Source organism: Bacillus cereus group sp. BfR-BA-01441, from assembly GCF_022663075.1.
GTDB classification, from domain to species: Bacteria; Bacillota; Bacilli; order Bacillales; family Bacillaceae_G; genus Bacillus_A; species Bacillus_A cereus.
Genome location: NZ_JAKUEU010000020.1, coordinates 53,169 through 74,981, shown reverse-complemented (window position 1 = coordinate 74,981; position 21,813 = coordinate 53,169). Strand labels below are relative to the sequence as shown.

The following is a 21,813-nucleotide window of genomic DNA, read 5'->3' as shown; positions in this document are numbered from 1 at the left end:
ATATATAAACAAATAAAAAGCTAATGTAGTTGCTCTTAACTTCTCTTTTTTAGTATCAGTTCCTGTAAAATAAAGTAACAGGGGTGGGCCGGGCATACCGATACTTGTCGTTAAAAGACCAGATAATCCACCAACTATGAAATCTCTAGATTGTGTTGATCTAATCTTAACGTTGCATATTAGCAATAATGTTAATAGTAAGAGTAGGATGCTAACTGCTAATTTAAAAGTGTTTATGTTAACGGAAATGAAAATTAAAATGCCAAAAGGAACACCAACTATACTTCCAAAAATAAACCTTTTCAGTAGAACAAAATCAACGTCCATTCTTATTTTCCAAATGAGTGAAATGGAAATAATTAAAGATAAAATAATGTTTATTTGTATAGCTTCTTGTGGTAGAAATAACATAAGTAAGAAAGGGGTTGCCATTATGGAAAAGCCAAAACCTGTACTTGCTTGCAGAATAGAAGCCACTAATATAATACATACGAAAATGAATGTGATACCCAAAACAGCCCTCCTATTTAATCAAGTTTAACTAGTTAAAGTCTATTATTTAAGTGCAATATTTCACAAACTCATTTGTATTTTAACATAAATATCTAGTTTTTTCTCAAATAGTATTGCCATATAAGGCTCTTTAACTAAAAAATCCGACTTACATTTTGAAACAATTTTATTATGGGGAAACAAATAATGAATGGGATCAAAATGTATTGATTATCATTAAATTATTCACTGAGATCCCCGCGATAAAACAAGAACAGCCATATAAAACTTACAAAAATACAGCATGTAGCTAATAAACTGCCAATCATTTGAGGAGAAAGAATTTCTAACAGCCCTCCTGTAAAAAACATCGATAACTGAATAAGAGATCCGTAAATAGAATAATGGAATGAAAAAACTTTACCTATCATATTTTCGTGTGTGTAAGTTTGAAGTAATGTCGTATCAAGTGGAACGATGATTCCTCCTGCTATACGCATACAGAATAAAGTAATGATACCGATAATAAGTTGATCGGATAGAATGAATCCGAGAAAGAAAATTCCTTGTAATAAGTAGGCCCAACCGAATACTTTTTTCATTTTTTCTTTATTATGGGATATATAAAGATTAACGAGAAGGCTTCCTATCATAAGCCCAGCCCCTTGAACCGTATATAAAATCCCAATGTTCGTATGGAAAATTTTTTCGGCATAGATCGTTAGAAGTAGTTGATAAGCGCCTCCAATAATGCCCCATGAAATGCCGACAAGAATTAATGTTAAAATGATTTTTGTTTGTAATATGTATGTATAACCACCTTTTATATCAGTGAAAAATGCTTTGTTCTTGTTACAAGTATCATGAGCAGGAATACTCATGTTATAAATAAAATAGGCTGAAATAAAGTATGATAGGCTATTTACTAAAAAAGCGAACTCAATATGTAAAGATTGTGTAAGTATCCCGCCCAAAGAAGCACCTATAATAGACATAAAACCAGTAATTGTACTAGAAAGAGAGTTAGCAGTTACGAAATGGTTTTGGTGTACGATATTTTTTAAGGCTGCTTGTTTAGCCGGCTCAAATACACAAGAAAGTACGGATAAACATATATTGGCAATGAAAATAATCTCAATTTTATAGCCTGCGAGTAAGTATGTAAGAACTAGAATTCCCCGTGTAATATCGGTGAAAATCATAATATTCTTTTTAGAGAAACGATCTACAATTAAGCCTATGAATGGACTAAGAAGAAGCTGTGGTAAACCTTTACTTATAAAAGTAAGTGCGATCATAAACGGCGATTCCGTTATGCTGTAGACAAATGTTAATAAAGCTACCGTATGGAACCAATCCCCAAGTACACTTAATGTTTGCCCATAAAATAGTTTATTGAAGTTTTTATTTGTTTTAAGAAGTGTGGAATAAGAAACTGACATAAATAGATTAATCCTTATGTATTGATGATGCTTGAACTTGTTTTTTCCATTCGCTTACATGCACTTTCTCCTCTGTAGGAAGTCCAACAGGTAATTGTGCTTCGTAAAGACCTTTAATCATTGTAATCCTCCTTAGTAAAATGTTTCTTCCTCCATATTAAACGATATTTTGTTAGTTGAAATCGCAAATAAGAGGGATATAAATTCATACGAAAGTATGAAAAAAAACAGCTCATATTTGAGCTGTTTTTCTATAGTTTTTAGTTCATTTTTCAAGGATAGGATATATTAATATCCGTATCCGCCGCCACCCCAACAGCTACATCCGATGATGATTAGAAGGATGAATAGTACGATAAGCAAAGCAAATCCACCGCCGAAACCAGCGCAACTTCCACCATAACTCATATGTTTTCCTCCTTTTTAATAAGTTAATCTATATGGTTCATGGACTACTATATACAGTATGTTTTTTGTATAGAAAACGAGCCAGTCTCATTTATAATTAGACAAATGCCTGTAGATTCATTAGGATTGCATGTTAGTGATTTGTAAATAAACCTTTACGTAATTCATAATTTAGGCATAAAAAATAAAAAATTGTAAAAAAAACCATTTTCTTATTTTTTTATGAGAGAATATGTACTATAATTTTACAAGTAATATTATGGGAAAAGGGAGTTTTAGTATAGAGATGGAGATGGGACAATTAAAAAATAAAATAGAAAACAAAAAGAAAGAGTTAATTCAACTTGTTGCGAGACACGGATTGGATCATGATAAAGTTTTGTTATTTAGTCGTGATTTAGATATACTTATTAATAAGTTTATGAACATAAAAGACAAAGTGCATAAATAAAAAATTTATAGTTTTTTATATTAAGATGTTTCACAGAAAGGAGAGGACAGTAATTGGAACATTTACAGGAAGAATTGTATAAACAAATAAAAGAAGAAAAAGGTACAGTTACAATTTTCTTAAAGAGTGGCGTTAGAATAATAGGAGAAGTTGTTGGAGTGGATAAATTTACACTTTTAATCTTAGTGGATGGAAAACAACAGCTTATTTATAAGCAGGCTATATCAACAATAATGAAATAAGACACTCTTGTTGAGTGTCTTATTTCATTATTGCTTGCATGCCTCAACATCAATGCCGGCAGCAATTAACTTCTTTTCTCCATCTTGTTCAATGATTTTTTGTAATTTAGATAGGAAAGAATCAAAGTTTGTATGCTTTGCTACTTGGAATGTCATTTTATGTTCAATTGGTAGCCACGTATCAATATCAGCTTCGTTATGCTGGATTTTCACCTCAAGTTTATCGAGTGCATTAGCAACTTTTGCTTCGTACGTTTCTTTCGCTTCAAACTCCATCCATAAGTCATATAATTCCTCACCGAGAGAACCTGTTAATGTTTGTTTAATATTTAAAATAGCTTCTAGTTCATTTTTTTGTTTTTGTAGCTGTAAGTCATGACTATTCATTGTATCAAATGCAGGGATATCACCAGCTTCGGCTTCGACTAGATCGTGAATAATAACCATTTTAAGTAATTTCTCAATACTTACTTTTTGATCCAAATAAGGTTCAACTAAAATGGCCATTAGAGACATGCGCCATGTATGTTCGGCAACACTTTCTTGACGTCCGTTGGAAAGCCAGCTATGTCGCATTTCATATTTTAGTTTTTCTGCTAATGCAATGACTTGTAAAATGTTGTGTTCCATCGTGATCCTCCTCATTTATTCATACCATAATTCTAATATAGAAATGAAATGTGTCAATTTCATGAGTATATTGCGATAAACAGATGACAAGCGTATAATACATGTTATATGTGAAAACGTATTATTAAAATAAAAAAATGTTATATAAAAATGGAAAGGAAAGGGCAGAAATATGGGAGAGAAAAATCAAGTATTAGCTAGACCACAAAGAAGAAAAAGGAAGTTTGATATTTCTAGCCCAGTGGGCATTATAGTAGGTTTCATTATAGTGATAGCGGCAATTATGCTTGGTGGCGGTGGAATAAAAGCTTTCAAAAACTTTTTAGATGTTTCATCTATTTTAATTGTCATAGGGGGAACAACAGCGACAATTGTTGTGGCATATCGATTTGGAGAAATAAAAAAATATACGAAAAGCATTTTTACTGTTTTACATAGAAGAGAAGAAGATTTAGAACAGTTAACGGATTTGTTTGTCGATTTTTCGAAAAAGTCTAAAAAGCACGGCTTGCTTTCTTTAGAGGTAGATGGAGAGCAAGTGGATAATCCTTTTATTCAAAAAGGAATTCGATTAATGTTAAGCGGTTACGATGAAGATGAATTAAAAGAAGTGTTATTGAAAGATATTGAAACGGAAGTGTATGAGTTAAGAAAAGGAGCAGCATTATTAGATAAAATTGGTGATTTTGCTCCAGCTTGGGGCATGATAGGGACTTTAATTGGTCTTATCATTATGCTCCAAAACTTACAAGATACATCGCAAATTGGTACAGGGATGGCAGTTGCGATGTTAACGACATTATATGGGTCTGTACTTGCGAATATGATTGCAATCCCTCTTGCGGAAAAAGTATATCGTGGTATTGAAGATTTATATACAGAGAAGAAGTTTGTAATAGAAGCTATTTCAGAATTGTATCGTGGACAAATCCCTTCTAAATTAAAGTTGAAACTGGATACATACGTATACGAAACAAAGGTAAAAAAGGTAAAAGGAGCAGCCTAATATTTCAAGGAGTGGTATGATGAGTAAAGGACCGCAAAAGGGATCGCCTCGTTGGATGACGACTTTTACAGATTTAACGATGTTATTATTAACTTTCTTTGTATTACTAGTTGCTACATCAAAGCAAGATGCAGTAAAATTGTCAAAGATGCTTGAAAAGTTTAGTGATACGGAGCAAGTAGATGCAAAAGTAATGGAAAATACAATACCGGATATTTCACATGAAAAAAATGATGAAAAAATGATTTCAAAAAAGAGAATGGATGAATTATATAAGAAGTTAAAAGCGTATGTAGATAATAACGGTATTAGTCAAGTGAATGTATATCGAGAGGATACAGGGGTAAGCGTCGTTATAGTAGATAATTTAATATTTGATACAGGCGATGCGAACGTTAAGCCCGAAGCGAAAGGGATAATAAGTCAATTAGTTGGATTTTTTCAATCCGTACCTAACCCAATTGTTGTAGAGGGACATACAGATAGTAGACCTATTCATAACGAGAAATTCCCTTCTAATTGGGAGTTATCTTCAGCACGAGCGGCAAATATGATTCACCATTTAATTGAAGTGTATAATGTGGACGATAAAAGGCTAGCTGCGGTAGGATATGCAGACACAAAGCCAATTGTACCAAATGATTCACCGCAAAACTGGGAAAAGAACCGTCGCGTTGTTATTTATATAAAAGAGTAGTATATTGTTATTTTAATAATAAAATAATAAAAATACGAAAATTCTTTTGAAAAAATATTAAATTTTATCATTTTATTTTGTATAATGAGTGAGAATGATAAGGTGAAATATTAAGATATACTTATACATAGAAGGAGAGAATTAAAAAGAATGGCACATAAAATTTTAGTAGTAGACGATGCGATGTTTATGCGAACGATGATTAAAAACTTATTAAAAAGTAATGCTGAATTTGAAGTTATTGGCGAAGCAGAGAATGGGGTAGAAGCAATTCAAAAGTATAAAGAACTTCAACCTGATATTGTAACATTAGATATTACTATGCCAGAAATGGACGGGCTTGAAGCATTAAAAGAAATTATTAAAATTGATTCAAGTGCAAAGGTTGTTATTTGTTCTGCAATGGGACAACAAGGTATGGTATTAGATGCAATTAAGGGCGGGGCAAAAGACTTTATTGTAAAGCCATTCCAAGCGGATCGTGTAATTGAAGCTTTAACAAAAGTAGCAAATAGTTAATATAGAAGGGGTGCCACAAGGAATCAAAACAGTGATAGCGGATCGACGTGTGGCCCCCTTTTTTCTCATTGTAAAACACTAAATTGTTATACATAAATGAAATGTTTGTTAGACAGGTAGGGGATAAAAATGCAAACAGATCTATTAAATATATTTTTCGAAGAGTCAGAAGAACATTTACAGTCGCTAAATGAAAATGTGCTAGTGTTAGAACAAAATCCTGCTGATATGGATGTTGTAGGAGAAATATTCCGATCCGCTCATACATTCAAAGGTATGTCTGCGAGCATGGAATTTACGGAAATGGCTGATTTAACGCATAAGATGGAAAATGTGTTAGATGAAATTCGTCATGGAAATATAGTTGTAAATGCGGATATTATTGATGTGATTTTTGAGTGCATTGATAATTTGGAGAAGATGGTTGCAGATGTGCAACAAGGTGGAATGGGCAATATTGATGTAGCCTCAACTAAACAGAAATTAGAAGCATTATTGAACGGCAATGTAGAAACTCCTACGGAACATATAGAGCAAAATCATATAGACACCGATGATGGAGTTTCGCATGAAGTGCATATAACAGTTGAACAGCAAGCGATTTTAAAAGCAGTACGTGCCATTATGTGTATTGAAGCATTGCAAAATGTAGGGAATATACAAAAAACAGCTCCGAGTATTGAAGAAATTGAAGCAGATGCTTTCGGATTTGAATTTACAGTATTTATGGATACGGATTGTAGTATAGAAGAGTTGAAACAAGTAGTACTTCATGTTTCTGAAATTGAGAAAGTGGAAGTAAAGCAAGGAGAACCTATATCGAAGGAAGTAGCTTCTAAAAAAGTCGTGACACAAGAAGTTGTGCAAGTAGAAGAAAAGCTACAACCTGCTGTGGTTACGCAAGTAAAATCACCGATAGAGGCAACGAATCAACCTTCAAGTACTATGCCAGCTAAAAGTACTACAAAAACGAAAAATGCTAAAGTGGAGAATCGTTCAATTCGTGTTCAATTAGAGAAAATCGAAAGATTAATGAATATGTTTGAAGAAAGTGTAATTGAACGTGGGCGCATTGATGAATTGGCTCAAACAATTCAAAACAAGGAGCTAATTGAACATTTAAATCGATTAGGCGATATTTCAAAAGATATTCAAAATGTACTATTAAATATGCGTATGGTGCCGATTGAAACTGTGTTCAATCGTTTCCCGCGTATGGTACGTATGTTAGCGAAAGATTTAGGGAAAAAAATCGATTTACAAATTACAGGTGAAGATACTGAAGTAGATAAAATTGTTATTGATGAAATCGGTGATCCGCTCGTTCATTTAATTCGAAATGCAATCGATCACGGTGTTGAAACTGTTGAAAAACGACGTGATGCAGGTAAAAATGAGACAGGTACGATTAAATTAGAAGCCTTTCATAGTGGAAATCATGTCGTTATTCAAATTACGGATGATGGAAACGGTATTAATAAAGGGAAAGTATTAGAAAAAGCGATTAAAAATGGCGTTGTAACTGAAGCGGATGCGAATAGATTAACAGATCGTGAAGTGTTTGATCTTATTTTCCAACCAGGATTTAGTACAGCTGAAGTTGTATCAGATCTTTCTGGACGCGGTGTCGGATTAGATGTTGTAAAACATACGATTCATAGTTTAGGTGGACATTTAATTATTGATTCTGAGGAAGGAAAGGGAAGTACATTTAGAATTGAACTTCCATTAACGTTGTCTATTATTCAATCTATGCTTGTTCAAACGAATGATAAGCGTTATGCTTTACCTCTTGGAAATATCGTTGAAGCAATTCGAATTAAGAGAGAAGACATCCAATCCTTACAAGGGAAAGATGTGTTAAATTATCGTAATCAAATTATTGAAGTGAAACATTTAAGTACTGTATTTGGTGAAAAAACAGTAGATGAGGCGTTTGCGTCATATGATGGTCAAATGGTTCCTGTGTTAATTGTTCGTAATACACATCGCAGCTATGGACTTATTGTAAACACAATTATCGGTCAAAGAGAAATAGTCTTAAAGTCATTAGGTGACTTCTTTGCAGAGAGTTCTAACTATTTCTCTGGTGCGACGATTCTCGGTGATGGACGAGTGGTCCTCATTTTAAACCCAGAAGGTTTATAATAGGAATGAAGGAAAGCTCCCCACTTGTATACAATTGGGGAGCTTTTTGGCTAATTGCTACGAATCTAATAATGGGATACATAGTAACGTTTTATACTAATGAGTTTGCTAAAATAAGAGTTTATATTATTTGATAGAAAAACAGAAATGAGGAGGCAGGGAAAATGCCTGAGCAACACACAAAAGGGGATACAAGCACGATTGTGCTAGAAAAAGAAAATGAGCATTTAACGCCTCAAGAATGCGATATTCTTGGCGAAATTGCAAATATATCATTTGGTTCAGCTTCGACTGTATTATCAACAATTTTAAATAGGCAAGTAAGCATTACTGCTCCTCGCATAGAGTTGGTAGATTTATATGATTCAAGAGATGTCGAAGTTCCACATGTTGTATTAAACATTCATTTTACAAAAGGATTAGATATGGAAAACCTTCTTGTCCTTAAGCAAGATGTTGCATTATCCATTGCTGATTTAATGATGATGGGAACAGGTGAAGTGGAGGACGGAAAAGAACTTGGTGAATTAGAGCTAAGTGCTGTACAAGAAGCGATGAATCAAATGATGGGATTCGCAGCTACATCTATGTCGGAATTCTTCCAAGATACAGTAGATATGTCTCCGCCGACGATTAAAGTTGTAAAGTTATCAGAAGAAATGGAGAAAATCTCTGAAATCGATGGGAATCATACGATTGTTAAAGTGTCGTTTGATTTAAAGATAGATAATCTTGTAAACTCTAAACTTGTACAAATTGTTTCAGTTGAGCATGCGAAACAAATGGTAAATAAATTAATGCAATTATCTGGTGAAGTAGAAGAAACAGTCGAACCATCAGAAGTAGTGGAAACTGAGATTGTAGAAGAACAAGTTGAAAAAGAGCATTTAACACAAGAAGAGAAAGATGTGCTTGGTGAAATTGCAAATATTTCAATTGGTTCCGCTTCAACAGTATTGTCAACGCTTTTAAATCAGCCAGTTACAATTAGTACACCAAATGTGGAAGCAATTAATGTTCGTCATTATGATGGAGTACCAGTGCCATTTGTTATTTTAAATGTCGACTTTGTTGAAGGGCTAAAGAATGAGAATGTATTCGTATTTACGAAAGATGTCGCCTTAACAATGGTAGATTTAATGATGATGGGAACAGGGGAAGTTGATCCGGAAAAAGAGCTTACTGAATTAGAACTGAGCGGTATTAAAGAAATTATGAACCAAATGATGGGTCATGCTGCTACGGCGATGTCAGAAATGTTCCAAGAAAAAATGGACATGACGCCGCCAAATGTTAAATTTGTAACGTTAAAAGAAGAAATGGAGTATTTGGGAGAGTCAATGGAAGTGGACGAACTCGTTCAAATTACGTTCAATCTTGAAATTGGTGATCTGCTTCAATCGAAAATGTATCAAATTTTGCCAATTTCTGAAGCGAAAGAAATGGTAAGGCGACTTCTGTATCCGATGGTGGAAGAAGAAGAGATTGCCACAGAAGAAATTGAAGAAGAAAAAATTGTAGAACCAGTTGTGCAACCTATTGAATTTAAAGAAGTAAAACAAATGGAACCAGTATATATGGACACGTCCATTCTACAAAATGTAGAAATGAACGTGAAATTTGTATTTGGAAGTACAGTGAAAACGATTCAAGATATATTAAGTTTACAAGAAAATGAAGCAGTTGTGCTAGATGAGGATATTGATGAACCAATTCGTATTTATGTAAATGATGTATTAGTGGCGTATGGTGAACTTGTAAATGTAGATGGATTTTTCGGAGTAAAAGTGACGAAATCACTATAAGGCATTGAAATAGGAGTTTGAACTAGTAGATGAAAAACGTAAAGTTTTTTCTAATGAGTTGGCTATGCATACATGTATGCTTGTTCTTCCCCTTGCAAAGTCAGGCTGAGGAACAAATTGAGTCAGATCAAAAAATAAATGAAGTGAATGTACAAGAAGAAAATAAGGAATCTCAAGAATCGTCAGAGCAAGTGGAAACGAAGCAAGATGAAGAGAAACAAAAAGAAGCAGAACAACAAGAAGTAGTAAATAAACAATTGAGTGAAAGAAAGATAGAAACAGAACAGGGAATTATTACAGTAAATAAGCCGGAGCTTAAAGTTGGCGAAGAGGTGCGAATTGCTGTAGAACCAAATGGGAAAAACATTCAAAGTATGAAAGGTATATTGCAGTTACAAAAAAATGGGGAGCAATATGCGCAAGAAAGAATGTTATCTTTTGAGTATGATGAAGAAACGAAGAGCTGGGTTGCTAACTATAAAGCAGGGGATTTTGATTTGCAAGGTGATTGGAATCTTCAGCTCGTTCAAAGTTACAAAGAGAATGAGAAAGAAGAGCTCATAAAAAATGAAGTGAAAGTCCCGCTCATTCGTATTAAAAATGAAACGCCAACTATAGATAAAGAATTGCCAAAGTTACAGAAAGTTACTATTGATGAAGTAAAAGAGAACTTAGTTGAACGAAAACAGGGAGATTCTATACATATACGAGTAAAAGCATCAGATATAGAATCGGTTGTAAAAGAAGTGCGCGTTACATTAAAAGGGAAAGAAAATAAAGAGCTTTCGTTTTTATTAGACTACAACAAGCATGATATGGATTGGCAAAAAGTATTTGAAATAACAGAAGCATTGCCGGCTGGGCCATACGAATTACTTGTAGAGATAATAGATGCAGCAGGTAATAAACTTGTTGAGGAAAGTGAATATACCATTTCTGTTTTGGCGCCAAAAAATGAAGATGATAAAAAGATAGAAGAGAAAGAAGATAAATTAGATAATAAACTAGAAAATGAATTAGAAGATAAGAAAGAAAATGAGAAGCAAGAAGATTCCAAAGTCAAAAACCCGGTTCCAGAAGAAAATTTGCCAGTTGTTCAAATTCCGAAGCGAGATGAGAAAGTAAATAAGTTTATAAAAGAACCGTTGAAAGAGAAAGAGGAATTTACTTACGTTATAAAAGAGCCGTTCGAAGACAACAAGGAAGTACATAAGGCGAAGGACCAAAAAGAGAAAAATAACAAACAAGTTGCCTCTAAAAAGAAAGAACAAAAAGAAGAACCGAAAGACAAGAAAGAAGAAAAAGGTGAACAGGGAGTGCAAGCTTCTGATGTGTTTACTATCATGTCAGGTTTATTCGTACTGTTTTTAGTTTTAAAGAGTAATAAAGAATGGGGCTAATTATTTCATAGTAGTGGAGGCGCTTAAATGGAGATTAAACGTACGACAATTGAAGATAAGGCGTTACAACCATTAAAACAGCCTGCAGCTATTTCGGAGCATGAAATCCAGAAAGAACGAAAGCGTAGCAATTTAGTGTTTACTGGACAGTCTAAAATTATTTCGAAAAATAATGAAATAGGCATTTTACTTGCAAGTTTAAGTGATGGAAAGATTATGAAGGAAATGCTTTCTAAAGAGATGGATACAGTGTTACAACTTTTTAAAAAGTTACATACGTTATCTGGAGAAGGTAAGCAAACAGAAAAAATATTTGAACAAGTAATTAGAAGCCTACAAGGGCTTGTTAAGCAGGCGCATATAAAAGAACTTCCTTTGTTAGATGGAACATATGATTTCGCTGAAGTACAACTATCATTTGGTAGAAAAGTACATATTCCGTTACTAGATGTGAGTGCACTTATCTCTAGAGTGGAAAGTGATTCTTCAGAAGGAAATATAAATTTGATGGTAACGGTTATTACTGCTTATATAACGAAATTGTCTAACGAAACAATTTTAATTAGTGTTACAGACCGCATTGCTAAAGATCGGGATGTAAGTGTATGGAGAGCGCTTGCGGAAATGAACATGACACAATTATCACAGGCATTGAAACAAACGATGCAAGAACATAAATGGTCTATGACGCTTCTTTTTCTCTTTGTATGGATTGTCGGTATTATTTTAATTCGAGTTATGTAAAAAGGTCGTCACTCCATTGTGACGACCTCTTTTATATTTTTTCGTAGAAGAATGTATCAAATCGCTGAAGATTGTAACGTTCGGGTGTTAAAATTTGTTCCGTACTACCAACAAATAGTACACCGCCTTTTCGTAAAGAACGACTAAATTTTTCGTAAAGTTTTACTCTTGCTTCTTCTGTGAAATATATCATTACATTGCGACAAATAATCAAATCATAATTTGTATCGAATGACTGCATTAAAAGGTCATGTTGTTTAAACGAGACGTTTTGTTTAATGTTTTGATGCAATGAATATAGATCATTCTCTTTTGTGAAATGACGTTCTTTCAAATCAGTAGGTAATTCCTTTAACGAACGTTCTGTATATTGACCGCGTTTTGCGGTTTCTAAAATATGAAAATCAAGATCTGTTGCTTGAATTTCAAAACGAAATGGAGCAAGATGCTTCGATAAAATTAAAGAGAGTGTATACGGTTCTTCACCAGCAGCGCAAGCGGCACTCCATACCTTTAATTTTCCGCTATTTTGTTCGAGTAATTTTGGTAGTGCTTTCGACTCTAAAGTTTGCCATCGTTCTTTATTTCTAAAAAACTCTGAAACGTTAATTGTAATATAGTCAATAAAATTTAAAAATAAATTTTGATCAGCGCGTAATTTGTTTAAAAAATTAGTGTAGTTTTCGAAGCCTTTTCTCGAAATGAAAGCATCGATTCTACGGCGCATTCTATCTTGTTTATATGAAGCGATGTCCATATTGAATTGTTGTTTAAAACTCGCGATAAAATGATCATAATCTTGTTCAATTATCATATTTACAATGGGCACAATAATGATATTGTGCCTCCCCCTTTACATCATACGAATTTTTTGTTCAAAGCTTTTTTTCATTTGCTTTTCATGTAATCCTGGTAAATCATAAATGACAGCATCAATACCTGCTTCTTTTGCAACATCGACAGGGATGACAGATGTATGTTTGTCCCCATTATAAAAACAGAGAACTAAATCAGTGTCTTCAATAATTTGTTTAACAAAAAACATATAATCTGATCGGTAAATGGAGTCAGAAGGATGATCAAAAGCAACATATTCGGCTCCGTGTTTTTTTAAGTAATCAACGACTTCTTGGAATTCACCTGTAATTGCTTGCAATGGTTGCAGCGTGTAAAGGCATAAATTTTGAGCGAGTCTTTCATTCTCAACGAAAAAACGAAGAACCTCATTTTCAATAGATTTATAACATAATATGTAAATTTTATGTTTGTGAGCATAGTCAGTTAAAAATTTTTTAATTTCTTCTTGATCTAATGCTGTTAATTGATTTGAACCACAAAGGAAAATATTCATAGAATTGTGCCACCTCATGCTAAATTGTAACATATCTTTTATAAAAAATAACTGCAAAATATTACTGTTCAGAGTATAATTATAAATAACTGGATTTTACGATTAAGTTTAGGAAGAAATAAAAAAATAAATAGGTGATATATATGCTACGTTCTATCTCGCATAATCCAATTTTATCGCATATACCACCTGCTACTCAAATGCCGAAAGAAGCAAATGTCAGGACAGGACTTGCATTTTCGGATAATTTGCATGCAGATCCGAAAAAAGATAAATTACTAGAACAAATGGAAGCGTTTGTCGATAATATTGGAGAAATTAAAGAGAAAATTGAAATGGAATTAACGCTTGATAATGTAATGGAATACAAAAATACAGTAAAATCATTTTTGAATTTTTACGTTGATAATGTATTGCAGTATAAAGATGTCATGTCTCGTCACCCACGTTACGGATATTCACAGAAAATGACGATTGTGAAACAGGCAGAAATGGGATTGAATGAATTAGAAGATGTGATGAACTTAATTAATACGAAAACAGGACATTTAGAAATGTTAAATCAAATTGGAGAAATCCATGGTTTAATTGTGAATTTAGTCTTGTAAAAGGAAGGAAGCTATATGTACATACAATTATATGAAAAGCTTGTTATTATTCAAAAAGCGTATGAAAATATTCAAGCGCTTGGAGAGCAAATATATGAGAATTTAAAAAATAAAAATGTAAATGCAGTTCAAAAGTTGCAAGTAGAGCAATTGCAGTACATTGACGGTTTAAAAGGGTTATCAAGCTCATTTGAAGAAATGGTTGTTCAGTTCTGTAAAGAACAAGGAGTTGAATCATTTCGTGTAAGTGCGTTATTTTCGTATTTTTCTCAAGAAGAAATTGAAAAAATGAAAGAATTACAAAAAAACGTAACTGAATTAGAAGAGAATGTAAAAATGATTCTTTTGAAAAATCAATATTACTTAAACGTACTATTAAAAACTACAGAAAGTATTGTGGATTCTGTTTCTGAATATAATTTAGAGCGAAACAATAATTCGCAAATCTTTATGAACGAACTATTGTAAAGGAGAAGTGAAGCTTTATGAGATTATCTGATTATAATACACCGCTATCGGGCATGTTAGCGGCTCAAATGGGGTTACAAACAACGAAACAAAACTTGTCTAACATTCATACACCGGGTTATGTGCGTCAAATGGTGAATTACGGATCTGTTGGAGCAAGCAATGGTCATACGCCAGAACAGAGAATTGGTTACGGTGTACAAACGCTAGGTGTTGACCGTATTACTGATGAGGTAAAGACGAAGCAGTTTAATGATCAATTATCTCAACTCTCTTACTATAACTACATGAATTCGACTTTATCACGTGTAGAGTCTATGGTTGGAACGACAGGAAAGAATTCATTATCTAGTTTAATGGACGGTTTCTTTAATGCCTTTCGTGAAGTGGCAAAAAATCCAGAACAACCAAACTACTACGATACATTAATTTCTGAAACTGGGAAGTTCACAAGTCAAGTGAATCGTCTTGCGAAAAACTTAGATACAGTGGAAGCACAGACAGCAGAAGATATTGAGGCGCATGTTAATGAATTTAATCGTCTTGCTGCTAGTTTAGCAGAAGCGAATCATAAAATTGGACAAGCAGGTACACAAGTGCCGAATCAACTTTTAGACGAAAGAGATCGCATCGTTACAGAGATGTCTAAGTATGCAAACATCGAAGTATCTTATGAATCTATGAATCCTAATATCGCGAGTGTTAGAATGAATGGTATTTTAACAGTAAATGGACAAGATACATATCCACTTCAATTAAATAAAGAAAAAGACCCAATGTCAGTTGAGATTTACGGTTCAGAAATCTCTGTAACTAGCGGGGCGATAAAATCAGCGATTGATACGAAAGCGAAGATTGTTGATTATAAAAAAAATCTCGAAGACTTAATGAGTTCGATGAAAAATCAAGTGAATACAGTGATGGGAAAAGATTTCTTCGTTGGAGATTATGCGAAAGAGATGAAGTTAAATCCAGAATTCCAAAAAGATGTTTCGAAAATGAAAATGTCTGCTGAAACAGCAAATAAACTAGCAGCAGTTACAGATGACGATTATAAAGAAGGTCTTTCTTATAAACAAGCATTAGACCAATTTATAGTTCGTGTTGCATCTGATAAAAGTGCAGTAAATGGTTATCAAAAAATTCATGGCGACTTACTAGAAGGTATTCAACAAGAAAAAATGAGCGTTGAAGGTGTAAATATGGAAGAGGAAATGGTAAATTTAATGGCCTTCCAAAAATATTTCGTCGCAAACTCTAAAGCTATTACTACGATGAATGAAGTGTTTGATAGTCTATTTTCGATTATTCGATAAGTGATAATAATTGATTGGAAATATATAAGGAGGAGATAGAAATGAGAGTATCTACATTTCAAAATGCAAACTGGGCAAAGAATCAGTTAATGGATTTGAATGTGCAACAACAATACCATAGAAATCAAGTAACTTCAGGGAAGAAAAATCTTCTTATGAGTGAAGATCCACTTGCAGCGAGTAAATCATTTGCGATTCAACATTCATTGGCGAATATTGAACAAATGCAAAAAGATTTAGCTGACTCAAAAAATGTATTAACACAAACTGAAAATACTTTACAAGGTATTTTTAAATCTTTAACGAGAGCAGATCAATTAACGGTACAGGCATTAAATGAGCCAAATGGTGAAAAAGAATTGAAAGCCATCGGTGCAGAGATTGATCAAATTTTAAAACAAGTTGTATATTTAGCGAATACGAAAGAGCAAGGTCGTTATATTTTCGGTGGTGATAGTGCAGAAAAGTCACCATTTACAGAAGATGGTACGTACCAGGGCGGAAAAAATGATGTGAACTGGCAATTAAATGATGGTTATGAATTAAAGGCATTTCGTAACGGAGAAGCATTATTATCCCCGGTTATAAAAACGTTAAAACAGATGAGCGAAGCGATGCAAAAAGGTGACCAAAAAGCGTTACAACCGTTATTAGGAGAAAATAAGAAAAACTTAGATGGTATCATTAACCGTACAACTGAAGTTGGTTCAACAATGAACACAATGGAGACGTTTAAAACAATTTTAAGTGAGCAAAATTTAGCACTTCAAGAAAACCGTAAAGAAATTGAGGATGTTGATTTAGCGGTCGCAATTTCTGACTTGGCATATATAAATGCAACGTATGAAGCGACGCTTAAAGCGGTTAGTACGATGAGTAAAACGAGTATTTTAGACTACATGTAATCTATAAGGAGTGAGAAAAATGGCAGGAACAACGATGACAGGTATTGGTGGTAGACAACAAATTTGGAACCTCGGAAATAATATGATCGATACTTCTAACTTCGTCGAATTAGAAATGAATGCTTTAGATATGAGGAAAACACCATATACGAAAGAAAAGAATGACCTTACAAATGATAAACTACTATATACAAGTTTAAAATCAGAATTTAGTTCTTTTACACAAACTTTTAAAAACTTAGCGGCTTTTAAAGGAAATGAGAAAAAAGTAACGACAACACAAGACGGTTATATTAATGTAAAAGCTGATGGTGGTGCGATTGCAGGAACTTTTAATATGACGATTACACAGCTTGCACAGCGTCATCAAATAGCTTCAAATGAAATTAAAGATATAAATGCAAAGCTTCCTAAAGATGAAACATTAAAACTAGGTGGTAAAGAACTAAAAGTAACAACTGATATGACATATAAAGATTTAATTAATAAGATTAATGATGGAGATTATGGCGTATCAGCTTATACACTTGGAAATAAAATTTTCATGACCTCGAAAAAAGAGGGAACAGATGGACAGATTAAGTTTGAGGCGAACACATCTACACTATTTCAAGATATGGGTTTAGCTAAGGCGGATGGCACAGCGCTCAATACAATCAATGAAGCACAAAATGCTATGTATACTATTAATGGTATCAAAGGGGAAGGTTCTACTAATACAATTGAAGCTCTTCCTGGTGTGAAAATTGAGTTGTTAAAGGTAACTGAGCCGAAAGTAGAAGGAGCGCCAGATGCTGGTACAACAACAGATCCAAAAGCAAAAGGTATAGATCTGAAATTTACAGTAAGTGATTCAAACGTAACAGATGCATCGAATGTTATTAAAAAAATGGTAGCTGATTATAATAAAGCTGTTTCTACAGTAGATATCTTTGCTGGAAAAGGTGGAGCTTTCCAAGGTCAAGCTATTATGCAAAGTGTACGTCAGGCAATGAACAATGTCGTAACATTTTCTCAAGATGGCAATTATTTATTCACATTTGGTATTCAATTAAAGCAAGATGGGACGATGGAAGTTAATGATGAAAAATTAACACAAGCATTAAAAGAAAAACCCGATGCAGCGAAGCAATTTTTCTTTAGTTCTAACGGTTTAGGAAAAATGATGGAAGAACCGCTTGATAAACTATTCGGTGATAAAGGTGTGGTCGGCGAGAGAGTTAAAAACATTGACTCACGTGTAAGTGATTTAGATAAAAAGATTAAAGATATTGAGACGCAAAACTTGCAAAAGCAAGATGAAATTGTGAAGAAGTATCAAAAGCTAGAGAGTACATTGGCGGCGCTTGATAGCCAACTAAAAACAATTAAAGCAATGACAAAACAAAAAAGTGATGATTAATGAAAGTTGAGGAAGTGATCGTATGCAAGCATGGCAACGTTATATGCAAAATGATATTATGACGAGTAATCCGATTAAAAATACAATTTTTATTTATGAAAGATGTATTGTAGAGTTTCGTAATTTAGAAGAACTTTTACATACTTTTAAACTACAAGAAGGGGACGCACTTCTTGAAAAATTAGAACGTATTTTTGAAGAACTAAAACTTCAATTAAACCCTGAAATTACGAAAGATTTATATGATAGTCTCTATGGTTTATATGATTGGATTAGCATTCAAATTCAAACGATGAAAGTAACTCGTGAAGCGAAAGATATTGATGCAATTGTGAAAGTGTTACAAGATTTAATAGACGGTTACCGCGGAGCACTTGAAAATGAACAATGATATTTATCGGACGTTTGTCAGCTGTTTTAATGAAATCGGTGAATTGCAAGTGTCAGACAGAGAGTTTGCTGAGAAGAGTGAGATGTTAAATCGCTGGATGATGACATTGGATGAAGAAACGCGTGCGCAAGTTGCAGCAGAAGTAAGCCCGTTCATTATTAAGGCAGCTCAGCATATTCGGGATAAGCAAAAGATTTTGGAAGAAATGATTATGACAAATGATGGGCGAATGAAGGCTAATTCATTTTACGGTAAATATTAATAATAACGTTTGGAAACAGATTCCCCTTTTAAAAGGGGGTCTATTCCTTCGTTTACATAAAGAACCCGCTGATTGAGGTTTCATTTTATGACTGTGATGAAATAATAATTGTAATCTAAATAATAGAAAATGGACTTTAGTTTATATATTGAAATGTTCTATAGATTACTGTGTGTATACAGTTTTTTGCATTCTTTTTTATATTTTTATATTTTTCTAAAGACAACAATGAAAAAATGGAATAAAATATGTAAGGGTACATAATAGTAAATATTTTAATAAATGCATATAAGAAAATAAATAATGAAGTGAAACTTCTATCAGTGGATCAATAAGTTAGAAAAGGAAGGGTGTGGAATATGCCAGATTTAGTGAGTGATGTAAGCCATTATATGAATTATTTAGTGACGAAACGAAATACGGTTTCTAGTAATATTGCAAATGCGAATACACCTGGCTATAAAGCACAAGATGTAACATTTGCTGAGCAGATGAATAAAAGTAGTGCATTATATAAAAACAATGCGGCTGATTTAAAGAGTAATCCAGATTTATATCAAACGAATGAAATGCACTTGCCGACAGTAAATACGAAAAATACATATGCAAAGATTCAAACAAAATCAATGCAAACGAATAAAGACGGAAATAGTGTGGATGTAACGACAGAAATGCTAGATTTAATGAAAGCAAATCAGTTATACGGTATTTCAGTTAACGCAATTAATACACAATATGCAATTAACCAAGCGGCACGCGGACGTTAAAAGTAGAAGGAGAGACAACGGATGTTTCAGGCAATTAATGCAAGTGGCTCAGGGCTAACAACAGCGAGAAAGTGGATGGAAGTTACTTCTAACAATATTGTAAATGCAAATACGACGGCGGCTCCGGGGGCAGATTTATATGAGCGTCGTAGTGTGGTGCTAGAATCAAACAATAGTTTTGCAAGTATGTTAGATGGGGCTCCTACTAACGGAGTAAAAATAAAAAGTATTGAAGCAGACAAAACGGAAAATTTAGTGTATGATCCGACGCATCCGCACGCAAATGAAGAAGGATATGTACGTTATCCCAATATTGATGTAACTGCTGAAATGACGAATGTAATGGTTGCTCAAAAAATGTATGAAGCGAATACGAGTGTATTAAATGCGAATAAAAAAATGCTTGATAAAGATTTAGAAATCGGCCGAGGATAAGGGGGAAGATAGTAATATGAAAATTCAACCAATGTTACATACACAACCATTTGGAGCAATTCAGTCAATTGGTGCACCGAAAACTTCTCAAACATCTGTAGTTGAGGGGAAAAAGTTTATTGATTTATTGGAAGATATGAATCAAACGCAAAACAATGCGCAAACAGCAGTATATGATTTACTAACTAAAGGGGTAGGAGAAACACATGACGTTTTAATTCAGCAAAAGAAAGCTGAGTCTCAAATGAAAACAGCTGCTCTCGTACGTGATAATCTTATTGAAAATTATAAGTCACTAATTAATATGCAAATTTAGGAAAGTGGACGGGTGTGTTTAAATGGAAAAGATGAAAAATGTTATCCAATCGTTAAAAACGTGGCATAAGTTAGTAATCGGTGCTGCGCTTTTAGCGATTGTAACAGGAGCACTTTTATACTTCACCTTGCCAGATAAATATGTTGTTGTATATCAAAATTTAAATGATGCAGATAAACAAGAGATTACAGCAGAATTATCGAAGTTAGGTGTCGATTACCAATTAGCGGCCGATGGTTCAATTCGTGTGCAAAAGAATGATGCTCCATGGGTTCGAAAAGAAATGAATGGGATGGGCTTACCGTTTAATTCGAAAAGCGGTGAAGAAATTTTATTAGAAAGCTCTCTCGGTTCAAGTGAACAAGATAAAAAAATGAAGCAAATTGTCGGTACGAAGAAGCAATTGGAGCAAGATATTGTAAGAAACTTTGCGACAGTTGAAACGGCAAATGTTCAAATTACATTGCCTGAAAAAGAGACAATTTTTGATGAAGAAAAAGCAAAAGGAACAGCGGCGATTACGGTTGGAGTGAAACGTGGCCAATTGTTAACAGCTGATCAAGTTGCAGGTATACAGCAAATGATTAGTGCAGCAGTTCCTGGTGTGAAGGCAGAAGAAGTAAGTGTTATTGATAGTAAAAAAGGTGTTATCTCAAAAGGAGCAGATGAAGCACATTCTAGTAGTTCCTCTTCTTACGAGAAAGAAGTAGAGATGCAGCACCAACTTGAAGGTAAATTAAAGCAAGATATTGATGCAACGTTAATGACGATGTTTAAACCGAATGAATATAAAGTGAATACGAAAGTATCTGTAAACTACGATGAAGTTACACGTCAGTCAGAAAAGTATGGTGATAAAGGTGTACTTCGTAGTAAACAAGAGCAAGAGGAAAGCTCTACTGCGCAAGAAGGGGCAGATACGAAGCAAGGTGCTGGTATTACAGCGAACGGTGAAGTGCCAAACTACGGTACGAACAATAATCAAAATGGTAAAGTTGTCTATGATAATAAAAATGGTAACAAAATCGAAAACTATGAAATAGATAAAACAGTTGAAACAATTAAGAAACACCCAGAATTAACGAAAACAAATGTTGTTGTATGGGTAGATAATGATACGCTAGTAAAACGTAGAATTGATATGACAACTTTTAAAGAAGCAATCGGAACAGCGGCAGGACTTCAAGCTGATCCGAACGGTAACTTTATAAATGGTCAAGTTAACGTTGTAACTGTTCAGTTCGATCAGCCGAAAGCCGAAAAAGAGAAAGAGCCAGAAAAAAGTGGTATGAACTGGTGGTTATTCGGTGGAATTACAGCTGGCTTATTAGCGATTGGTGGCCTAGTATGGTTCTTATTAGCAAGACGTAAGAGAAAGAAAGAAGAAGAGGAGGAATATGAAGAATACTTAGCAGAAGAGGAAATTGCTGCAAGTAATGAAAGTATCTTGGAAATTCCTGAAGAAAAAATAGTGCCAGAGCCAAAACCTGAACCAGAAGAACCGAAAGAACCAACGTTAGATGAACAAGTGCAGGATGCTACGAAAGAACATGTAGAAGGAACTGCAAAAGTAATTAAAAAATGGTTAAACGGACAGTAAGGGAGGAA

26 protein-coding genes are annotated in these 21,813 nt (G+C 33.8%); 20 read left to right on the top strand and 6 right to left on the bottom strand.

Annotation, left to right across the window (positions count from 1 at the left end; translation table 11 throughout):
* The 3 genes from MR107_RS11350 to MR107_RS11340 form a co-directional block, all read right to left on the bottom strand.
* Positions 1-513, bottom strand: a 513-nt coding sequence (locus MR107_RS11350; RefSeq protein WP_242292379.1) for a sulfite exporter TauE/SafE family protein, incomplete at its 3' end; no start/stop codon positions are given.
* Positions 514-734: 221 nt separating this feature from the next.
* Positions 735-1,934 carry an MFS transporter gene (locus MR107_RS11345; RefSeq protein WP_000117055.1) on the bottom strand — a complete coding sequence of 400 codons (1,200 nt, stop codon included), beginning with the start codon at positions 1,932-1,934 and terminating at the stop codon, positions 735-737.
* A gap of 288 nt (positions 1,935-2,222) precedes the next feature.
* On the bottom strand, positions 2,223-2,342 hold the full coding sequence (locus MR107_RS11340; protein ID WP_000120179.1) for a YjcZ family sporulation protein: 120 nt from the start codon (positions 2,340-2,342) through the stop codon (positions 2,223-2,225).
* A gap of 232 nt (positions 2,343-2,574) precedes the next feature.
* Between MR107_RS11340 and MR107_RS11335 the strand changes: the two genes are divergently transcribed.
* A complete protein-coding gene (locus MR107_RS11335) occupies positions 2,575-2,793 on the top strand; it encodes an aspartyl-phosphate phosphatase Spo0E family protein (protein WP_000291688.1) in 219 nt (72 codons plus the stop codon).
* 53 nt (positions 2,794-2,846) lie between these two features.
* Positions 2,847-3,035: an RNA chaperone Hfq gene (gene hfq, locus MR107_RS11330; RefSeq protein ID WP_000400663.1), complete on the top strand. Its 189-nt coding sequence runs from the start codon at positions 2,847-2,849 to the stop codon at positions 3,033-3,035.
* Positions 3,036-3,062: 27 nt separating this feature from the next.
* Here hfq and MR107_RS11325 read toward each other — a convergent pair whose 3' ends face one another.
* Positions 3,063-3,665, bottom strand: a complete 603-nt coding sequence (locus MR107_RS11325) for an HD domain-containing protein (protein ID WP_000400779.1) — start codon at positions 3,663-3,665, stop codon at positions 3,063-3,065.
* Positions 3,666-3,837: 172 nt separating this feature from the next.
* On the opposite strand from MR107_RS11325, the gene MR107_RS11320 reads away from it, so the two are divergent.
* The 7 genes from MR107_RS11320 to MR107_RS11290 all read left to right on the top strand — a co-directional run bounded on the left by MR107_RS11320 (position 3,838) and on the right by MR107_RS11290 (position 11,984).
* Positions 3,838-4,671 carry a flagellar motor protein MotP gene (locus tag MR107_RS11320; protein ID WP_000504191.1) on the top strand — a complete coding sequence of 278 codons (834 nt, stop codon included), beginning with the start codon at positions 3,838-3,840 and terminating at the stop codon, positions 4,669-4,671.
* Between the two features lie 19 nt (positions 4,672-4,690).
* A complete protein-coding gene (locus tag MR107_RS11315) occupies positions 4,691-5,368 on the top strand; it encodes an OmpA family protein (protein WP_000033625.1) in 678 nt (225 codons plus the stop codon).
* A 150-nt stretch (positions 5,369-5,518) separates the two neighbouring features.
* Positions 5,519-5,887, top strand: coding sequence for a response regulator (locus MR107_RS11310; protein WP_000940568.1), 369 nt, complete (start codon positions 5,519-5,521; stop codon positions 5,885-5,887).
* Positions 5,888-6,016: 129 nt separating this feature from the next.
* Positions 6,017-8,035: a chemotaxis protein CheA gene (locus MR107_RS11305; protein WP_001192618.1), complete on the top strand. Its 2,019-nt coding sequence runs from the start codon at positions 6,017-6,019 to the stop codon at positions 8,033-8,035.
* Between the two features lie 164 nt (positions 8,036-8,199).
* Positions 8,200-9,840, top strand: a complete 1,641-nt coding sequence (locus MR107_RS11300; protein ID WP_001115005.1) for a flagellar motor switch protein — start codon at positions 8,200-8,202, stop codon at positions 9,838-9,840.
* Positions 9,841-9,869: 29 nt separating this feature from the next.
* Positions 9,870-11,240 (top strand): transglycosylase, encoded by a 1,371-nt coding sequence (locus MR107_RS11295; RefSeq protein ID WP_242292378.1) that lies wholly within the window; start codon positions 9,870-9,872, stop codon positions 11,238-11,240.
* A 27-nt stretch (positions 11,241-11,267) separates the two neighbouring features.
* Positions 11,268-11,984, top strand: coding sequence for a hypothetical protein (locus tag MR107_RS11290; protein WP_000403951.1), 717 nt, complete (start codon positions 11,268-11,270; stop codon positions 11,982-11,984).
* 31 nt (positions 11,985-12,015) lie between these two features.
* On the opposite strand, the gene cheR is transcribed toward MR107_RS11290, so the two are convergent.
* Positions 12,016-12,798, bottom strand: a complete 783-nt coding sequence (cheR, locus tag MR107_RS11285) for a protein-glutamate O-methyltransferase CheR (protein WP_000582879.1) — start codon at positions 12,796-12,798, stop codon at positions 12,016-12,018.
* A gap of 39 nt (positions 12,799-12,837) precedes the next feature.
* Entirely contained in the window at positions 12,838-13,335 is a 498-nt protein-coding gene (locus MR107_RS11280) for a flagellar motor switch protein FliG (protein WP_242292377.1), read from the bottom strand.
* A 143-nt stretch (positions 13,336-13,478) separates the two neighbouring features.
* Between MR107_RS11280 and MR107_RS11275 the strand changes: the two genes are divergently transcribed.
* From MR107_RS11275 to MR107_RS11225, 11 genes are all read left to right on the top strand, one after another.
* Positions 13,479-13,943, top strand: coding sequence for a YaaR family protein (locus MR107_RS11275; protein WP_000946323.1), 465 nt, complete (start codon positions 13,479-13,481; stop codon positions 13,941-13,943).
* Positions 13,944-13,958: 15 nt separating this feature from the next.
* Positions 13,959-14,411 (top strand): hypothetical protein, encoded by a 453-nt coding sequence (locus MR107_RS11270; RefSeq protein ID WP_000275879.1) that lies wholly within the window; start codon positions 13,959-13,961, stop codon positions 14,409-14,411.
* 17 nt (positions 14,412-14,428) lie between these two features.
* The gene (gene flgK / locus MR107_RS11265; RefSeq protein WP_001239711.1) at positions 14,429-15,727 is read left to right on the top strand and encodes a flagellar hook-associated protein FlgK; all 1,299 of its coding nucleotides are present in this window, start codon (positions 14,429-14,431) and stop codon (positions 15,725-15,727) included.
* Positions 15,728-15,768: 41 nt separating this feature from the next.
* The gene (locus MR107_RS11260; RefSeq protein ID WP_001266403.1) at positions 15,769-16,632 is read left to right on the top strand and encodes a flagellar hook-associated protein 3; all 864 of its coding nucleotides are present in this window, start codon (positions 15,769-15,771) and stop codon (positions 16,630-16,632) included.
* A 19-nt stretch (positions 16,633-16,651) separates the two neighbouring features.
* Positions 16,652-18,034: a flagellar hook-associated protein 2 gene (locus MR107_RS11255; RefSeq protein WP_059303962.1), complete on the top strand. Its 1,383-nt coding sequence runs from the start codon at positions 16,652-16,654 to the stop codon at positions 18,032-18,034.
* Between the two features lie 22 nt (positions 18,035-18,056).
* The gene (locus MR107_RS11250; protein WP_001149516.1) at positions 18,057-18,425 is read left to right on the top strand and encodes a flagellar export chaperone FliS; all 369 of its coding nucleotides are present in this window, start codon (positions 18,057-18,059) and stop codon (positions 18,423-18,425) included.
* A complete protein-coding gene (locus MR107_RS11245; protein WP_001058088.1) occupies positions 18,415-18,687 on the top strand; it encodes a hypothetical protein in 273 nt (90 codons plus the stop codon). Before MR107_RS11250 ends, MR107_RS11245 begins: the two co-directional genes overlap by 11 nt.
* Positions 18,688-19,046: 359 nt before the next feature.
* On the top strand, positions 19,047-19,454 hold the full coding sequence (gene flgB, locus MR107_RS11240) for a flagellar basal body rod protein FlgB (RefSeq protein WP_001113109.1): 408 nt from the start codon (positions 19,047-19,049) through the stop codon (positions 19,452-19,454).
* A 21-nt stretch (positions 19,455-19,475) separates the two neighbouring features.
* Positions 19,476-19,889: a flagellar basal body rod protein FlgC gene (flgC, locus tag MR107_RS11235; RefSeq protein WP_000484680.1), complete on the top strand. Its 414-nt coding sequence runs from the start codon at positions 19,476-19,478 to the stop codon at positions 19,887-19,889.
* Positions 19,890-19,905: 16 nt separating this feature from the next.
* On the top strand, positions 19,906-20,205 hold the full coding sequence (gene fliE, locus MR107_RS11230; protein WP_000701672.1) for a flagellar hook-basal body complex protein FliE: 300 nt from the start codon (positions 19,906-19,908) through the stop codon (positions 20,203-20,205).
* A 22-nt stretch (positions 20,206-20,227) separates the two neighbouring features.
* Positions 20,228-21,805, top strand: coding sequence for a flagellar M-ring protein FliF (locus tag MR107_RS11225; RefSeq protein WP_242292376.1), 1,578 nt, complete (start codon positions 20,228-20,230; stop codon positions 21,803-21,805).
* Positions 21,806-21,813: the final 8 nt, after the last annotated feature.

Coding starts and splice junctions, on each gene's coding strand:
- fliE (WP_000701672.1), top strand. CDS start 19,906: ATGAAAATTCAACCAATGTTACATACACAACCATTTGGAGCAATTCAG.
- MR107_RS11335 (WP_000291688.1), top strand. CDS start 2,575: ATGTACTATAATTTTACAAGTAATATTATGGGAAAAGGGAGTTTTAGT.
- MR107_RS11245 (WP_001058088.1), top strand. CDS start 18,415: ATGAACAATGATATTTATCGGACGTTTGTCAGCTGTTTTAATGAAATC.
- MR107_RS11310 (WP_000940568.1), top strand. CDS start 5,519: ATGGCACATAAAATTTTAGTAGTAGACGATGCGATGTTTATGCGAACG.
- MR107_RS11270 (WP_000275879.1), top strand. CDS start 13,959: ATGTACATACAATTATATGAAAAGCTTGTTATTATTCAAAAAGCGTAT.
- MR107_RS11250 (WP_001149516.1), top strand. CDS start 18,057: ATGCAAGCATGGCAACGTTATATGCAAAATGATATTATGACGAGTAAT.
- MR107_RS11280 (WP_242292377.1), bottom strand. CDS start 13,335: ATGAATATTTTCCTTTGTGGTTCAAATCAATTAACAGCATTAGATCAA.
- flgB (WP_001113109.1), top strand. CDS start 19,047: ATGCCAGATTTAGTGAGTGATGTAAGCCATTATATGAATTATTTAGTG.
- MR107_RS11320 (WP_000504191.1), top strand. CDS start 3,838: ATGGGAGAGAAAAATCAAGTATTAGCTAGACCACAAAGAAGAAAAAGG.
- MR107_RS11345 (WP_000117055.1), bottom strand. CDS start 1,934: ATGTCAGTTTCTTATTCCACACTTCTTAAAACAAATAAAAACTTCAAT.
- cheR (WP_000582879.1), bottom strand. CDS start 12,798: ATGATAATTGAACAAGATTATGATCATTTTATCGCGAGTTTTAAACAA.
- MR107_RS11340 (WP_000120179.1), bottom strand. CDS start 2,342: ATGAGTTATGGTGGAAGTTGCGCTGGTTTCGGCGGTGGATTTGCTTTG.
- MR107_RS11225 (WP_242292376.1), top strand. CDS start 20,228: ATGGAAAAGATGAAAAATGTTATCCAATCGTTAAAAACGTGGCATAAG.
- MR107_RS11275 (WP_000946323.1), top strand. CDS start 13,479: ATGCTACGTTCTATCTCGCATAATCCAATTTTATCGCATATACCACCT.
- MR107_RS11305 (WP_001192618.1), top strand. CDS start 6,017: ATGCAAACAGATCTATTAAATATATTTTTCGAAGAGTCAGAAGAACAT.
- MR107_RS11290 (WP_000403951.1), top strand. CDS start 11,268: ATGGAGATTAAACGTACGACAATTGAAGATAAGGCGTTACAACCATTA.
- MR107_RS11260 (WP_001266403.1), top strand. CDS start 15,769: ATGAGAGTATCTACATTTCAAAATGCAAACTGGGCAAAGAATCAGTTA.
- flgC (WP_000484680.1), top strand. CDS start 19,476: ATGTTTCAGGCAATTAATGCAAGTGGCTCAGGGCTAACAACAGCGAGA.
- MR107_RS11300 (WP_001115005.1), top strand. CDS start 8,200: ATGCCTGAGCAACACACAAAAGGGGATACAAGCACGATTGTGCTAGAA.
- MR107_RS11325 (WP_000400779.1), bottom strand. CDS start 3,665: ATGGAACACAACATTTTACAAGTCATTGCATTAGCAGAAAAACTAAAA.
- flgK (WP_001239711.1), top strand. CDS start 14,429: ATGAGATTATCTGATTATAATACACCGCTATCGGGCATGTTAGCGGCT.
- MR107_RS11315 (WP_000033625.1), top strand. CDS start 4,691: ATGAGTAAAGGACCGCAAAAGGGATCGCCTCGTTGGATGACGACTTTT.
- MR107_RS11295 (WP_242292378.1), top strand. CDS start 9,870: ATGAAAAACGTAAAGTTTTTTCTAATGAGTTGGCTATGCATACATGTA.
- MR107_RS11255 (WP_059303962.1), top strand. CDS start 16,652: ATGGCAGGAACAACGATGACAGGTATTGGTGGTAGACAACAAATTTGG.